Below are 16618 nucleotides of genomic sequence, written 5' to 3' on the forward strand. Positions count from 1 at the left end.
ATTTGACATGGATGTCCGCCAGTTTGCCTTCCTCGCCCGCCAACCGTCCGCTGCCGTGAAGCACCGTGACACCTTCTGCGGCGTGCCCAAAAGCGGCCTGGCGCTGATCCTGGCCAACGCGTTGTTCTGGCAGCCGCTGCTGGTCCAGGCCGAAGGCATCGTAGTCAGCGGCCCCGGCACCACGCTGGGCGCGGCAGGCAATGGCGTGCCGGTGGTGAACATCGCCACCCCCAATGGCAGCGGCCTGTCCCACAACCAATTCAAGGACTACAACGTCGGCGCCAACGGCCTGATCCTCAACAACGCCACGGGCCGTACACAAGAAACGCAACTGGGCGGGATCATCCTCGGCAACCCCAACCTCAAGGGCGGCGCCGCCAATATCATCCTCAACGAAGTCAACGGCGGCAGCCCCAGCCAGTTGCGCGGCTACACCGAAGTGGCGGGCCAGTCGGCCAAAGTCATCGTCGCCAACCCCTACGGCATCACCTGTAACGGTTGCGGCTTTATCAACACCCCGAACGTCACCCTGACCACCGGCAAACCCATCCTCGACAACGGCCGCCTGGACCGCTATCAGGTCGATGGCGGCGCCGTGAGCATCGACGGCCAGGGCTTGAATGCCGACAACGTCGACCGCTTCGAAATCATCACCCGCTCGGCCAAGATCAACGCGCAGATCAATGCACGCAACCTGACCGTGATCGCCGGGCGCAATGACGTGAATGCGCAGACCTTGGATGCCACGGCGCGTGCCGATGATGGCAGCGCCAAGCCAACACTGGCGATTGACTCGTCGGCGCTGGGTGGGATGTATGCGGGAGCGATTCGGTTGGTGGGGACTGAGGCTGGGGTGGGGGTGAAGCTGGATGGCACCCTGGCGGCCAGTGGTGGTGATATTCAGTTGGATGCCAGTGGTCGGTTGACCATGGCCAATGCCAAGGCCAGTGAAGCGGTCGTCATCAAGGCCGGTCAGTTGGACGCTACGGGCGCGGTGTATGCCGGCACGCGTATTGATGTGCAAACCACCACGGGCTTGAACAACCAGAAAAGCCTCGCCGCCCGCGACAGCATTACCCTCGCCAGCAACGGGCAATTACTCAACAACGGCATCATCGAAGCGGGGGTTAACCCTGATGAAAGCCGCAATACCAGCGGCGATGTCAGCCTGTCAGCGGTAAACCTGAAAAACACCGGCAGTGTGGTTGCCAGTCGCAACCTCAACGCAAGCGCTACCCAGGCGCTGGACAATCAGGGCGGCACGTTGAGCGGCACGAAAACGCTGGTTAATGCCGGGCAATTGGACAACCGCGCTGGCCGCGTGCTCGGCACGGATACCCTGAACATCACAGCCACCGCCGTGGACAACCGCGACGAGGGTTTGCTGCACAGCGATAATCGCGCGGACATTACGGTGGCGGCCAAGCTGGATAACCGGAAGGGTCGAGTCATTGGCCTCAAGGAGTTGGCACTCAACACCGGCCAACTGACCAATGACAGCGGTCTGGTGGCCAGTCAGGGGCAGGCCAGTGTCACGGCTGGACAGGTGAGCAACCAGTCAGGCGAGATCTCCGCGACGCAAACCACCCTCAGCGCCGCGACGCTGGATAACCGTTCCGGAAAATTGCTCGGTAGCCAATTGAACGTGACGGCCAGCGGCGCCATCGACAACCGCTTGGGGATCTTTTCCGCCAGCACATTGCTGACGGTGCAAGCGGCCAGCCTGGATAACCGCGATAAAGGCTCGGTTGTCAGCCAGGGCCGCTTGAACGCAACGATTACCGGGCTGCTGGATAACCGCAATGAAGGTAACCTGGTCAGCCAGGGCGCCCAACAGATCGCCGCTGGGCAACTGAACAACAGCCAGGGCGGGCTGGTATCCAGTAAAACCACCCTGGGGTTGCGCGGCGACAGCGTGGTCAACCAGGATGGTCTGGTGATCGCCGACGGGGCCTTGACCCTGACCGGTGGCAGCCTCGACAACAGCCAGAAGGGCGTCATCAGCAGCAAGGCCAATACCCGTGTTGAGTTGACGAGCCTGAACAACAGCAGCGGTGGCAAGTTGAGCAGTGCGGGTCAGTTGACTCTCAACGCCGCTCAGCTTGAAAACGCGGGTGGCCGTATCAGCGCCACGGGCGATCTGCACGCGACAGTCGGTGTCCTCAATCAACAAGCCGGTGAACTGGTCAGCGACGGTGCATTGAGCCTCAGCGGCACTACGCTGGACAACCGCAATGGCGGTCTCGTCGCGGCCACTGGCGGCGTGGAAGTGCGCAGCCAAGAGATCCTCAACCAGCAGGGCGAAATCTCCAGCCAGGCCAAGGTACTGGTGGTGGCCGACCAGTTAAACAACAGCGCTGGCAAAGTGATCGGTGACAACGGCCTGAATCTCACGGTGCAACGCCTGATCAATCAGAGCAAAGGCCTGTTGGCTGGGCGCGAAGGCCTGGTAGTGAACGGCGGTCAACTGGATAACAGCCAGGGTGGGCGTCTGAGCAGCCAGAAAAACCTCAACATCCGGTTAACCGGCGATTTGCTCAACCACGGCCAGGGCACACTGCTTAGTGAGGGCGAGCTAACGGTCAAGGCTGGTGCACTGGATAACAGCCAGGGCGGTATTTTGTCTGCGGCCAAGGCGCTGTCAGTCACCACTGAGGGGGTGTTGAATAACCAGGCGGGCAAGTTGCTCGCAGATGGCCGCGTCACAGTGCTCAGCACTGACTTAAATAACAGCCAGGGCGGTGTGATCAGCGGCAAGCAGCATGTTGACCTGCGTAGCGCTGACCTCAACAACAGTCAGCGTGGCAGCATCAGCAGCGACGCGGGCATCACCCTTGATGCCGGGCAACTGGATAACAGCCAGCAAGGTTCGATCTTTGCCAAATCGTCGATCAAAGCCACTGTCACCGGGCTGGACCAACAAGGTCGCGGCGAACTGGTCAGCCAGGCCGCTATCGACCTGGACGTAAAGAACGGGTTGTTGAACAACCGTGAGCAAGGCCTGATTGCGACGCCAGGCCAGTTGCTGCTACGCAACCTTGGGGCTGTAGATAACCGCCAGGGTGGCGAGATTTCCAGCACGCAGTCCTTCCTCATGGCGGCGGCCACGCTGGATAACCGTGGCGGCAAAATCATCAGTCGCGACAGCCTGCAGGTACGCATCGCCCGCGCTCTGGATAACAGCGCCGAAGGCGTCGTGTCGGCGCAAAACGGCTTGCGGGTTGACGCCGATAGCTTAAATAACCAGGCGGCGGGTGCGCTCGCCAGCCGTGGCACCTTGGACCTGAACGTCACGGGCCTGCTGGACAACCGCAACCAGGGGTTGGTCACTGCGGCCTCCACGCTCACTACCACCTCAGGATCGCTCAACAACAGCGACAAGGGTCGCTTCTCGGCCGGTACACAACAGGTGCTCACCACGGGCGCGCTGAACAACCACCAGGGCGGACACATTGTCAGCGACGCCAGCCTGACGGTCACCGCTACCGATGTGGATAACCGCGATGGCGTGATCGGCAGCCAGCAAGCGCTGAACCTGACCACCACCGACCTCGACAACAGTACCGGGCTGATCAATAGCCAAGGTGACTTGACCCTGACCGGGCAAAAGGTCGACTCAAGCCAGGGCGGCGAAATCTCGGCCAAGGGCGATTTGAAACTCATCGTGCAGCAGTTGATCCAGCGCCAAGGCCGGTTGATCGGCGAGCGCGCTGTGACCCTCGATCTGCAAGGTGGCAACCTGGACAACCGCGCCGGTTTGATCAGCGCCAAAGGGCCGCTGACCTTCGCTCGACTGGGCGAACTGAGTAACCGTGAACAGGGCGAAATTTCCAGCCAGACGGCGTTCACTGTAAAGGCCAAGCGCATTGATAACGGTGATCGCGGGGTCATTCTCAGCGCCGATCAATTGCGCCTTGAAGCTGATGAAGTGGTCAACGCCAATAAAGGTTTGATCTCGGGCTGGAATGGCCTGGCGGTTGTTGGCGGTAGCCTGGACAACAGCGCAGAAGGCACGTTGTCGAGCAAGAGCGGCACCCTGCATACCAGCCTCACAAGTGCTCTGGATAACCACGGCTCAGGCGCTTTGGTTAGCCAGGGCAAACAAACGCTCAATGCAGCGAGCCTCAACAACGATCAAGGCGTTATCTCGGGCCAGGGCGATGTCACGCTCAATGTGGCGGGGCGGCTCGACAACAGCAACACAGGGTTGATCTCGGCGGGCAAAACCCTGGAGTTCAACAACGCCAACACTGAAATACTCAACCGTGGCGGCCAGATCAATGCCAACACCCTCAAGCTGATCGGCCAGCGTCTGGACAACAGCGCCGGGCAACTGATCAGCCAGGGCGCCCTTGAAGGCACCCTCAGCGGGGCACTGATCAACGCCAACAAGGCGCGTCTGGCCAGTGGTGCGGCGCTGCTGCTCAACGCTGCGAGCCTGGATAACCGTGGCGGCCAACTGGTCAGCCAGGACCGGCTCGACCTGACCCTCGCCAACGGCGACCTGAATAACCGCGACAAAGGCACCCTGGCCAGCCAGAAAGACCTGGTCATCAAGCTGTTGGCCGGTGACGTCCAAAACCAGCAAGACGGCCTGATCTTCAGCCAGAAAGGCAAGCTCGATCTGGCTGCACGCACGCTCAATAACCAGCAAGGCACGCTACAAAGCCAGGCCGACAACCTGCTACGGCTCAGCGGGGCCCTGAACAACCAGGGCGGGCGCGTCGATAGCCTCAGCGGTAACTTGGACCTGGAAACGGCCAGCGTGGCCAATACCACGGGTGGCGTCCTCAATAGCAGCCAGGGCTGGATCAAGCTGGTGACGGGCCTGTTCGACAACGGCGGCGGTATCACACAGGCGCAATCCCTGGAAATCGAAGCCAAGGGCGGGCTGCTCAACCAACTGGGGCACCTGTCGGCCCTGGGCGGTGAGAGCAAGATTGTCACCACCACCTTGAACAACCGGGGCGGCGGTGTGTATGCCGATACCCTGCTCAAGGTTACGGCCAAGGACTTTGATAACCAGGGCACAGCTGTTGGCAACGGCGGTAAAGTCGGTGCGCGGAGCATCGACTTCGGCCTCACGGGCACCCTGAGCAACGGTTTTGGCCTGATCGAAAGCGATGAGACCCTGCGCCTCGCCGCGCAAACCATCAATAACGTGGGCGGCAACCTGCGGGCCATGGGCCGCGTTGGCACCACCGATATCCGCACCTCCGGCTTGTTCGACAACCGCTTCGGTGCGCTGGAAAGTGCCAATCAACAACTCACGCTGCAAGCCGGCGATCTGAACAACAACGGTGGGCGCATCGTCCATAGCGGCAGCGGAACATTCGACCTGACCTCCGACCAAGTCACCCGCGCTGGCGGTAGCTTCGTCACCAACGGCCAGTTGGACATCAAGGCCGTAAGCTGGACCAACAGCAGCGTGATCCAGGCCGGGCGTCTGAACCTCGACATCGGCCAGTTCACCCAGACCGCCAGCGGCCAGTTGCTGGGCTCGCAAAGCCTGACCGGCACCGGCGACACCTGGACCAACGAAGGCCTGCTGGCCAGTGACGGCAGCCTTAACCTGACGCTCAGCGGCGGCTACAGCGGCAATGGCCGCGTCAGCAGCCTGGGTGATATGACCCTCACTAGCGCACGTATGGACCTGGGTGAAAATGGTCGGATTGCCGGCGGTGCGCTCACCCAAATCAACAGCACCGTGCTGAACAATCAAGGGCGCCTGACCTCCATCGGCGACCTGACGGTCAACGCCACCACCTTGAACAACTACGGCACCTTGGGTGGCTCTGAAAAGGTCCGCTTGAACGCTACCCATCTGCTCAACGACAAGGGCCTGCTGTTCAGCGGTAACGACATGACCCTACGGGTCAATGACTTCAGCAACCGCTTTGGCGACGTATACAGCCTAGGTGGCCTGGACATCGCCCGCGATGACGCTAGCGGGCGCAGCGCGCTGATCGAGAACATCTCCGGCACGCTGGAAAGCGACGAGAGCATGCGTTTGCTGGCGGATACCTTGAGCAACCTTCGCTACCAGTTCAGTACTGAAAAGAAGCTGGTGTCGGGCAACCTTAATACTTACTTTGATGACTTCTGTGACGGCAAGGGCTGTGAAGTTCACTTCAGCGCCGTCGAGCGTTATGACGACGTAGTCAGCGGCAGTTCGGCCTCGGCGTTTATCAACGCCGGTGGCGACCTGACCGTGGGTAGCCAGACCTTCGACAACCTCTACAGCTCGGTCTCGGCCGCCAAAAGCATCCTGATCAATACCGATGTGTTGAACAATACAGGCGCGGCGGGTGGCGAAGAGATCCACTACAACTCCGAGTTCTATACCCGGGATCGCGGCCAATACAATACGTTTATCAGCCGCAGAAACCAGTTGAACCTCTACAACGACCCCAGCTCCACCGATTACCGTCCTGGTGAAATGACCATGGACAAGCTGATGAGCGGGATTGGCAACTTTTTCAAATTCTCCAGCTACACGGTACCCACTTCCGGCAGCGTAATTGCCCAAGCTGTGATCCAGGCGGCTGGCGCGGTCACGGTCAACGCCACCCAGGAAATCAACAACAGCGTCATCCGTCCGAACGCCACGAACATTGACACTCCAGCAGCCAATCGCAACACCAATTCGGATGTATTCGCCTCGACCGTAAAACCGGCAGTCACCGCGCAATTGCCGCCGGACCTGGCCCAGCGCCAGGTCAACCCCGTGACCTTGCCCGGCTTCAGCCTGCCCACCGGGCAGAACGGTTTGTTCCGCCTCAGTGGCCAGCAAGCCAAGACTGATGGAGCTTCCAGCGCTTCGACGAGCGTTGCGGACTTCAGCGTCGGCGGCCGCCAGATTACCGCCAAGGATCGAGAGCAAACCCTCGACTACACCGCCGTGCAAGAACGCGGTTTCAACCTCGACGGCCAGCCACTCAGTGGTGCAGTCAACGGCCAGGGCCCACTGGCACTGGATACCGGCGCACTGTCGATCAACCGCGTGCGAGGGCTGCCGCCTGTCACCCCGGTGGATAACAGCCACAAATACCTGATCGAGACCAACCCGGCCCTCACCGACCTCAAGCAGTTCATGAGCTCCGACTACCTGCTGGCGAAACTCGGTTACAACCCCGATGACAGCTGGAAACGCCTGGGTGACGGCCTGTACGAGCAACGCCTGATCCGCGAAGCCGTGGTGGCCCGGACCGGCCAACGCTACATCGACGGTATCGCCAGCGACGACGCGTTGTTCCGCTACCTGATGGACAACGCCATTGGCTATCGCGACTCGCTCAACCTGCAACTGGGCGTGGCCCTCACCGCCGAACAAGTGGCGGCGCTGACCCACGACATCGTGTGGATGGAAGAGGCCCAGGTCAACGGCCAGAAAGTCCTGACCCCAGTGCTCTACCTGGCCCAGGCCAACAACCGCCTGGCACCCAACGGCGCCTTGATCCAGGGCCAGGACGTGAGCCTGATCACCGGCGGCGACCTGCGTAACAGCGGGACCTTACGCGCCACCAACAACCTGAACATGGTCGCCGGCAACATCGACAACAGCGGCCTGATGCAAGCCGGCAACCGCCTCGAGATGCTCGCCACCGACTCGATCCGCAACACCCGGGGCGGGGTGATCAACGGGCGCGATATCAGCGCCACCGCCGTCACTGGCGACGTTATCAACGAGCGCACGGTGACCACCTTCCGCAATGAAGGCCAGGGCTACCAACTGCGTAACGACGTGGTCAGCTCGGGTTCCCGTTTCGAAGCCACCGACACCGTAAAAATCAGCGCCGGGCGCGACCTATACAGCGGCGGTAGCACCATCAAGGCCGGTGGCGACGCGAATCTTGCGGCCGGGCGCGACGTCATCATCGCCAGCCAGGCCGAACAAGATGACGCGGCGTTCCAGCGCCGACGCGTCAGCAGCACCGAGAAAACCATCCTGCAACACGCCTCCAGCGTCGAAGTCGGCGGCAACCTGACCCTCGATGCCCGTCGCGACATGGCTGTCATCGGCAGCAGCGTCAGCGCCGAGAAAAACCTCAGCGCCAAGGCCGGCGAAAGCCTGACCCTGGCAGCGGCGGCCAACGAGGAACATGACTATTCCAAAGGCAAAAAAGGCGGTACCAAAACCACCAAGCAACTGGACACCGTCACCCAGCAAAGCGCCGAGCTAAAGGCGGGCGGCGATCTGATCGCCATCGCCGGCACCGACCTGACCCTGGTCGCCAGCAAAATCAGCGCGGGCAACGAAGCCTATGTACATGCCGATAACGAGCTGAACCTGCTGGCGGCACAAGACAGCAATTACTCGCTGTATGACATGAACAAGAAGGGCAACTGGGGCAGCAAGAAGACCCAGCGCGATGAAGTGACCGATGTGAAAAACATCGGCAGCGAGATCAAGACCGGGGGTGACCTGACGCTGGAGAGCGGCGGGGATCAGTTGTATCAAGCGGCGAAGCTCGACAGTGGCGGGGATATTGCGATTGTCAGCGGCGGGGCGGTGACGTTTGAGGCGGTTAAGGATTTGCGGCAGGAGAGTCATGAGAAGAGCAAAAACAGCCTGGTTTGGACGAGCTCCAAAGGCAAAGGCAACACCGACGAGACGTTGCGCCAAACGCAGATGATTGCGGAAGGTAGCATCGTGATTAAAGCCGTCGACGGTTTGAAGATTGATATCAAGCAGATCGACCAGCACACCGTAAGCCAGACAATTGATGTGATGGTAAAAGCCGACCCGCAACTGGCTTGGTTGAAAGAGGCCGAGAAGCGCGGGGATGTGGATTGGCGCAGGGTCCAAGAGGTCCACGATAGCTTTAAATACAACAACTCAAGTTTGGGTGGTGGTGCGGCATTGGTCATCGCCATCATTGTCACTTACTTCACTTGGGGGGCCGGTGCGGGGCTTGTCGGGGCTGCTTCCACATCCACGACGGGGCTCGCCGCGAACTCGGTGTATACCGCTGTCGCAATAAAAGGTGCGACAAGCACGATCAATAACAAAGGAAACTTAGGTGCTATCGCCAAGGACATGACGTCTAGTGAAAGCCTGAAAGGCTATGCAATCGCAGGGGCCAGCGGTGCTATCGCGAAGTTCGCCGGAGTCACCGGTGAACTCACCACATCTGACCTTGGCAGGCAGTTGGCGGTCAATTCGGCGCTGCGAACTGTCGCGAATGGTGGTAGTTTTACTAAAAATATCGGTCAAGCAGCTATTGATCTGACCGCCAGTATTCTCTCCGGAATGATTTACGAACGTGTGGGTACCGAGCTCAGTGGTTCTGGTCTTTCCACTAAAGTGGCGGTGCATGCGATTGTCGGAGGGCTGATCGCAGAAGCGGCAGGGGGGGATTTTGCCTCTGGTGCTATTGCAGCCGGCGCGAATAAAGCGTTGATACAGACTTTTGGGGCGGAGATGTTTCCGGGGGAGGCTCATGAGCGCGTATTGGCGTTGACCTCACAGTTGATTGGGGTGACGGTCGCAGCAGGAGTTGGTGGCAGCAGTAAGGACCAAGAGGTTGCTGGGTGGGTTGCGCAGCAAGGTACCGTTTACAACTATCTGGAGCAGTCGGACATTAAGGCGTTTGCTTCCGGGATGAAGAGCTGCGGTACCGATGAAGCATGTCAGAAGAACAAATGGGACAACGAGCGGTTTAACGAGGAAAGTCTGTACAAAACCGAGTACGCGATGGGCATCACCAGTTCTCTCCTCGCTAAAGACAAGCTGCCTGGAATTATTGTCGCGTTGGATGACCTGATGGCAATGCAATGCCAAACACAGGTTTGTGAGAGTTACAAAACTGAGTTGGTGGACCGATCTGTAGCGGCTGCAGAACATTTGGCAAAACAGATTGCAGACTGGGGTCCTTCGATGGACCGGCTAGCCTTGATAAGCGGTGGTGGGGCCGGTGGTGGTAGAGTCGAGTCTAGGCCTCGGTTGCCGGGGGATACCGATCCGGCAGGGTTGGCGCAGCTGGAAAAGGCGATAAAGTATTTACAAGGTGCAAAAGGAATACTTACGCCTAAAGACTTTCCAGAGGTTTCCGCTCAAATTAGTCGCCAGAAGCAGCTAAGACATCTAGAGGGAACACCTCAGTTGGCGGAGCGAGGTAAAGGGGGGTATTTGAACGATATCTCTGATGCGCAGAAGGTTCTGGACGCATATCGTTCTGGTAATGCGGTTGTTCTAGGTAAGAATGCTCAAGGGTTTCCTATCGTTCGAGTTGATGGGGTCACTGGAACTAACGTAAATATTGGTGCGGGGATAAACAGTCAGCCAACGAACGTTTTCATTATTAAGGGAACGAAAAGTCCAAGTGTTGTCCCTACTAGTCCTACCCCCAAGCTGGTGGATTGATATGAATTTAATAGTTAGGAATAAAATAATTATTGCATTGATGCAGGCTTTGTTGGGGGCGATTTCCCCAAATTTCAGAGCCGTACTGATTGATTTTTCTCAAGGGGTGGATGTTAGGTTTTTCTTGGTGGAGGATTTGGCTGAGGATAGAGAGGAAATCGATGATGTGATTACTGAGTTTGACTCATTAGTTATGGGGGTTGAGTCAGTATCAATAACATATGGTGTTGCTGTGGGTGAAGCCTGGATAGATTTTTCTGGTGATAGTGTGGTTCCGGTTTATATTAGGCGCGAATAGTTGGGTCAAAAGGTGTATCTCCAGTTGTAACCGCAGAGGGAAAGATTGGCGGAAAAACATTCACCGATTTTAATCAGACTGCACGTCCAGCTTCAGAAGCTAATGCGAGTCAACCAACCTTGATATCTGATCGGGTAACCGCTAAGGCTGACGCATCTGGGAAAGTCCTGCCAAATGGAAACATGGCCGACGCTCACGCAGAAATAGGTGTGATTCAGCAGGCATATACTGCTGGTAAAACTATGGGGGCAAGCATGGAGCTTACCGTCTCTGGTAAAGCAGTGTGTGGGTACTGTCGAGGAGATATTGCGGCAATGGCGGAGAAATCTGGACTTACTTCTCTTGAGGTCAAAGAGGTTGCAACTGGTAAAACTCTATATTGGCAGCCTGGAATGCGGGCTCTGAGAGAGAGGAATTAGTAATGAAATTTTCTCTATCATGGATTGTCGGGTTTGGATCTGAATGTCAGGGGGGTAGAGCTAAAGAACCTCTTTGGAGTGATATTGAACTTCGTCTAAGAGAAGTATGCGGGACGTCTGGCTCTGTTACATTAGAGGCTGTGAATTTTAATGGGTTTGAGCTGTTGAGTTTGCAAGTTATTGCAGATGATGGAAAGTATGCGATGACTTTAGGGGAGGACAATGGCGAGGATTACATTGTTCGGTCTTACATAGGAGGCGAAAATTCAGGGCAGACAGTTTGTATCCTTGGGGATGCTGTAGATGCCTCAGGAGTTTGTACGGATTTTGAAATTGTGGTTGATATTTTTAGGCGGTTTTTTGAAGGGGGTCAGGTTTCTTTTAACCTAATGGCTTAATCCTTTGGTGCAAAAGAGGCAGGCTCCATCAGTGTGGGCCCCAAAATCCCTCCAAAATTGCAACCTCTATCGAATCCTCCTCAGGGGCCAGTTATTCCTCCGGGCTGGGTGAGTCGTCCAGGTAAAACGCAAGGTAGTACAATCTATTATCCACCTGGTTCCGACCCAAGTGCTCCAGGTAGCACATATATTCGGTTGATGCCTTCAGGCTCTACGCCTGTTCCCGGTTTGGAAAATGGCTACTGGATATCCGTGAAAAATGGGCAACCTATAAACCCGGCCACGGGTGGAACTGGTGCAAGGGGAGATACGCATGTACCACTGCCACCCAACACCGTGCCGCCTAAGCGTTAAGAGGACAATATGATTAATGAATCAGATTTGGCGGAGTTAAGGTCAGCAGTGCTGACAGGTGTGACTATTGGTGTAGGTTCGCAGGTTCTGATTTTCGGAAATGGAGTAACCGTGTTAATTCAGTGCCCTTTTAAAAGCAATAGTAACGGCGGCGAGCGATGGGGGCACGGTGAGGAGGTTGCTACGGGCTTACTGTTTTTTGATTTTTTGAATCATAAAGTTGAGAGCGCTTGCCTTGAGGTGGGGGAAGTATTAGCGCTTGATTTTGGAAGTGTAGGGTCTTTGGTGATTGTTCCAGATTCAAATGGTTTGGAATCTTATGTTCTGACGACAAAGTTCGGTGTGTCTCCAGTGTTAGTGATTTAATGGTGCAAAAGGGGGAGCAATAACCAAAGTTTCGGATGAAATGAAGGCTAATCCTTATCATCCAGACTGGAAAAATTACACTGGCAAGGATCGCGGAGTTGGATCAGATGTTGTAAAAAGGAGTAAAAGGGGACGAGTAAAAGGGGACGGATTTATTTTTATCCCTTTGCTAGGCTATAAGCTCTTAAGGAAGGAGGTTCATTATGCCTAGGATGGGACGTGTTGTTCTACCAAACTATCCGCACCATATTGTTCAACGTGGTCACAATCGTCAGGTTGTATTTGCCGCGCCAGAAGATTACCAACGCTATGTAGGGAATCTTCGGGAACTGAAGGAGGCATTTGGCGTAAAAGTATATGCCTATTGTTTAATGACCAATCATATTCATTTGTTAGTCGCACCAAGCGAGTCGGTTGCTGGTTTGGGGCAGCTTATGAAGGCGCTTGCAGCACGAGCTACTCGCTATAGGAACCGGGTAGAAGGGCGGACAGGTACTTTGTGGGAGGGTCGCTATAAGTCGAGCGTGGTGCAGTCCGAAAGATATCTTCTGGCGTGCTGTCGATATATCGAGCTGAATCCTGTTCGTGCCGATATGGTGGCGAGTGCGGCAGACTACCCATGGTCAAGTTATAACGCTCGCGTCGGCTGTTCTCCTGATAACGATTGGTTAGATGTTGATGATTGCTTTGATGTACTGGGTGATACAAAGCAGGATCGGCATGAAAGTTACAAGAGCTTCGTAAATCAGGCGGTTTCAAACGATGAGTTGAAAACGATACGTCTGGCTCTACAGCGCGGGCAACTTACTGGAACTACTCGCTTCACCGATGAGGTCGAGCGTATCGCAGGAATCCGAATCGCCTCTCGAGGGCAAGGTAGGCCACGGCGCGATAGATAAAAATAAATCTGTCCCCTTTTCACTGTCCCCTTTTCACTTAAACTAATGTCTTTATCATCAAAGGTACAGAAAGCCCAAGTATTGTCCCTGCTAACCCTAATTGGACTCAGAAATGAATGCAGAAGCCGAATTGAAAACTTGGAATTTCCAAGTCTTAATGCTTGTTCAAGCAATGCTGGGGGCAGTTACTCCAAATTTCAGGATGGTGGTATTGTCTTGTGAAGATGATGTTTGGTTAATTAGATTTTATCTTGAAGAAAATATAGAGGATGATATTGATGAGGTTGAAGATATCATATGTCAATATACTGCTTATCAAGACTCAAATTTAAAATGCAAGTCGGAAATTTTGGTCGGCAACGAAGACCTACCTAGCTTGTCGGAAGCTGAGAGGGTCGTTTATCGTCGAAAAGAGTAATTTTTACTTGGTGCAAAAGCGACAGTGCAGGGGCCTTTGGTTTCTAAAGGGGCAGATGTAACGCCAGAGATCATTCAAAAAGCATTACAAGGTGATCCTGCTATTAGCGGTCAAAATTTTGTTTCATTACCTGCGGTTCAGAGATACGTGAGAAAAGGGGACGGATTTATTTTTGCTTCGAGGGTGGCGGAGTATGATTACGATTTTTCTGGGGTTGGTTTTGAGTGAGGTGATTGTTTTGTGGCTTGTGTAACTTCGCTCTTTAATAATTTGGTTTTTATTTCTTGTATCTGATGGCTCTAAGCCCAATCAGATTGGGCGGCAATGAACCGCCCACTTTGTTTATGAAGTCGACGAACTCAATCTACGCGTAATTACATCCATCAAATCACAGCCATCACGTAACGGAATGGCTAACAGATGTGCAAAGTCGTGAAGGGTGACGGTGTCACTGCTGATTTCCTCCCTAAAGGCGATGTTTTCCAGCAGTTGGGTCACGGCTTGAATGCGGTGTGCGGCAGCGTCGTGGAGGACGTCGAGCGGTGCCTGGGTGTCGATCAGTAGGGCCGGGATTGCGCAGTCGTGGCCGGTGAGGGGTATGTATCGGTTCATGTTTTGGCTCTCTACTTTAAGTGGTCTGACCATCACTCAAACGTCGCCAAACGAATGGGTGGCAGCTGTGCGCAGGTTGGCGAACCGGTAGTAGAGAAAACCGGCAGACCCTAAGGTCTCCCGCGCACAGCCGCCATAGCACGACTTTGCGGGTGCGCAAATGGCTGCAAAAAGCCATTAGCTTGCGCATTCTCTACTATCAGGTCGCCAAACCCGAATCGCCATGTGGACGACCGCCGGACTATAAGCCCCCTCCTTGAAACGGTGCAAGACACCGATCCATTTCAGAACGCGACCCAACCTCTCTGCGGACACCGGCTTGCCGTCGATGGACGTCAACGATGACGTTGGGTATCTGACACTCTGCGGCGGTCTCGCGGCCGCCATCGCTGGCAAGCCAGCTCCCACAGGGTGGGGGGGTTGCGGTACCTATCGTCAGAAATGGGATCCAATTCACAAAATAACCGCGAACTTTTCCGCCTCTTTGGCTACTAAACCATCTCGGCACAACATTGATGGCTAACTAATGGCAACTTTCAAGTTGCGCCGAAAGCTGTATCAAAACTGATACCGCTTGTCGGAATAAAAATTCCGAATACAAGCATTTAATTGTTGCTGATAGTTTTTATCGTTATTTATCAGCAGCTTACAGGTGATTTAATTTTTGGCTTCAACTAGCCGAACATTTTGGCTGGGTGGAAGTTCGATGTTAGTTTGCCGCCCCTTGTTATTCGATGGATCGAACATGCCTTCGTTATTGCCACGGATTCGGTATTCACTGTGTATTGCCCTGTTCGCCCTCTGCGCGTCTAACAGCGCGGTGGCTGCGACTTCGCCAGGTGATCAGGACCTGATCCGCGAGCGGCAGAACCGCCTGCTTGAAGAGCAGCGCCGGCGCCTCGAAGACCTCAAGGAATTGCCCGGCAAAGAAGTCAAACCCGCAACGCCCACCGCTCCGGTGGATAGCCGTTGCTTCCCGATCAAGACCATCGAGCTCAAGGGCGCCGACAACCTGTCCGCCACCGAGCGTGAGCGTTTGATCAAGCCCTATATAGACAAGTGCCTGGGCGTGGCCCAGCTCAATCAACTGCTCAAGGCCGTCACCGATCACTACATCGACAAGGGCATGGTCACCAGCCGTGCCTACTTGCCGCAGCAGGACTTGTCCAAAGGGCATCTGCAAGTGTTGGTGGTGGAAGGCAAGCTCGAAGGTTTGAAGGGCGCCGACGACAGCACGTTGTCGGCACGCGAGTTGGCCATGGCTTTTCCGGGTAAAAACGGCGACTTGCTCAACCTGCGGGAAATCGAACAGGCCATCGATCAGCTCAACCGTTTGCCCTCCAACCAGGCACAAATGGAACTGGCCCCCGGCGATGCCATCGGCGGCAGTTCGGTGCTGGTGAAAAACAACCCGCAAAAGCCCTGGCGCGCCAGCCTGTCGCGTAATAACGACGGGCAGAAAAGTACCGGCGAGCAGCAGTGGGGCGCCGGCCTTGAGTGGGACAGCCCCCTGGGCCTGGCCGACCAGTTGGTGTTGCGCGGTGGGCATGACGCGATCAGCGATCACCAGAAGACTTCAAAGAACGGCATGCTCTATTACAACGTGCCGTGGGGCTGGTGGAACTTCAGCTACACCTACAGCGAGAGCGACTACCGCGCGCTGGGCCAGGCCGACACGTTCAGCTTCAAGCAATCGGGCGACAGCCAGAACCACCAACTGCGCGCCGAACGCGTGGTGCATCGCGATGACGTGAGCAAGACCTCGGTCAACGTCGGCCTGTCCCACTTGCGTACCAACAACTACGTGCTCAGCACTCGCCTGGACAGCAGCACGCGCTTGAGCGAGATGCAGGTCGGCATCAACCACGGTCGGCGGGTCGGCAGTGCCTTCGTCAACATGGATCTGGGCATGCAGAACGGCATTGGCCTGCTCGATACCCAGTCCCAGGACGAACGTGGCGAATTCGGCAGTCGCCAACCCAATTCGCGCTACCGCAAATACACCGCCACCGTCAGCTACCTGCAGCCGTTCACGCTGTGGGGCGAGTCGTTCAGCTTTACCAGCCTGGCGACCGGCCAACGCAGTGAAGACATGCTGTTCAGCCCACAGCGCATGAGCCTCGGTGGCTCGTCTTCGGTGCGCGGCTTCAAGGACCAGCAACTCAATGGTGACAGCGGCGGCTACTGGCGCAACGACCTGCGCTGGTCGCGGCCGGTGCTGGTGGATTGGTTGCGCCCGGCCTTCGGCGAATACGGTGTGAGCCTGGGTTATGACCAGGGCGTGATCCGCAATGACCGCTACAACGACATCGTCCACGGCCGGGTTTCCAGCAACTCCGTGGAGCTGTTCGCCCGTGGCAAAAACGTCAGCACCAGCGTGACCTTTGCCCACTCTTTGGAACGTCCGGCAGTGATGAGCGAGCGCGAAGCGCCGATCTACTTCCGGATGGATTTCTACCTGTAATTCAACGCCTAGCCGCATCGAGAA

9 protein-coding genes are annotated in these 16618 nt (G+C 56.2%); 8 read left to right on the forward strand and 1 reads right to left on the reverse strand.

The annotated features are described in order from the left end of the window. Positions 1–7: 7 nt before the first annotated feature. The 7 genes from HKK57_RS10100 (at position 8) to HKK57_RS10135 (ending at position 13518) form a co-directional block, all read left to right on the forward strand. Complete coding sequence (locus HKK57_RS10100; RefSeq protein ID WP_169390109.1) at positions 8–10366, forward strand: two-partner secretion domain-containing protein; 10359 nt, start codon at positions 8–10, stop codon at positions 10364–10366. A gap of 1 nt (position 10367) precedes the next feature. After that, positions 10368–10664, forward strand: a complete 297-nt coding sequence (locus tag HKK57_RS10105; protein ID WP_237150398.1) for a hypothetical protein — start codon at positions 10368–10370, stop codon at positions 10662–10664. Further along, complete coding sequence (locus tag HKK57_RS27285) at positions 10661–11083, forward strand: cytidine deaminase-like fold-containing protein (protein ID WP_133714088.1); 423 nt, start codon at positions 10661–10663, stop codon at positions 11081–11083. Before HKK57_RS10105 ends, HKK57_RS27285 begins: the two co-directional genes overlap by 4 nt. 2 nt (positions 11084–11085) lie before the next feature. After that, positions 11086–11481, forward strand: a complete 396-nt coding sequence (locus HKK57_RS10115; RefSeq protein WP_069665395.1) for a DUF6911 family protein — start codon at positions 11086–11088, stop codon at positions 11479–11481. A gap of 363 nt (positions 11482–11844) precedes the next feature. Beyond that, on the forward strand, positions 11845–12201 hold the full coding sequence (locus HKK57_RS10125; protein ID WP_169390110.1) for a hypothetical protein: 357 nt from the start codon (positions 11845–11847) through the stop codon (positions 12199–12201). Positions 12202–12404: 203 nt separating this feature from the next. Next, positions 12405–13100 (forward strand): transposase, encoded by a 696-nt coding sequence (locus tag HKK57_RS10130; protein WP_169390111.1) that lies wholly within the window; start codon positions 12405–12407, stop codon positions 13098–13100. Between the two features lie 112 nt (positions 13101–13212). Then, positions 13213–13518, forward strand: coding sequence for a hypothetical protein (locus HKK57_RS10135; RefSeq protein ID WP_053255812.1), 306 nt, complete (start codon positions 13213–13215; stop codon positions 13516–13518). Positions 13519–13860: 342 nt separating this feature from the next. On the opposite strand, the gene HKK57_RS10140 is transcribed toward HKK57_RS10135, so the two are convergent. Further along, positions 13861–14130 carry a hypothetical protein gene (locus tag HKK57_RS10140; RefSeq protein WP_178121979.1) on the reverse strand — a complete coding sequence of 90 codons (270 nt, stop codon included), beginning with the start codon at positions 14128–14130 and terminating at the stop codon, positions 13861–13863. Positions 14131–14875: 745 nt separating this feature from the next. On the opposite strand from HKK57_RS10140, the gene HKK57_RS10145 reads away from it, so the two are divergent. After that, the gene (locus HKK57_RS10145) at positions 14876–16594 is read left to right on the forward strand and encodes a ShlB/FhaC/HecB family hemolysin secretion/activation protein (protein WP_169390112.1); all 1719 of its coding nucleotides are present in this window, start codon (positions 14876–14878) and stop codon (positions 16592–16594) included. Positions 16595–16618 lie beyond the last annotated feature (24 nt).

Source organism: Pseudomonas sp. ADAK21, from assembly GCF_012935735.1.
GTDB lineage: Bacteria > Pseudomonadota > Gammaproteobacteria > Pseudomonadales > Pseudomonadaceae > Aquipseudomonas > Aquipseudomonas proteolytica.

Excerpts from the sequence above, each read along its gene's own strand:
- HKK57_RS10100 (WP_169390109.1), top strand. The coding sequence starts at position 8 with ATGGATGTCCGCCAGTTTGCCTTCCTCGCCCGCCAACCGTCCGCTGCC.
- HKK57_RS10105 (WP_237150398.1), top strand. The coding sequence starts at position 10,368 with ATGAATTTAATAGTTAGGAATAAAATAATTATTGCATTGATGCAGGCT.
- HKK57_RS10115 (WP_069665395.1), top strand. The coding sequence starts at position 11,086 with ATGAAATTTTCTCTATCATGGATTGTCGGGTTTGGATCTGAATGTCAG.
- HKK57_RS10125 (WP_169390110.1), top strand. The coding sequence starts at position 11,845 with ATGATTAATGAATCAGATTTGGCGGAGTTAAGGTCAGCAGTGCTGACA.
- HKK57_RS10130 (WP_169390111.1), top strand. The coding sequence starts at position 12,405 with ATGCCTAGGATGGGACGTGTTGTTCTACCAAACTATCCGCACCATATT.
- HKK57_RS10135 (WP_053255812.1), top strand. The coding sequence starts at position 13,213 with ATGAATGCAGAAGCCGAATTGAAAACTTGGAATTTCCAAGTCTTAATG.
- HKK57_RS10140 (WP_178121979.1), bottom strand. The coding sequence starts at position 14,130 with ATGAACCGATACATACCCCTCACCGGCCACGACTGCGCAATCCCGGCC.
- HKK57_RS10145 (WP_169390112.1), top strand. The coding sequence starts at position 14,876 with ATGCCTTCGTTATTGCCACGGATTCGGTATTCACTGTGTATTGCCCTG.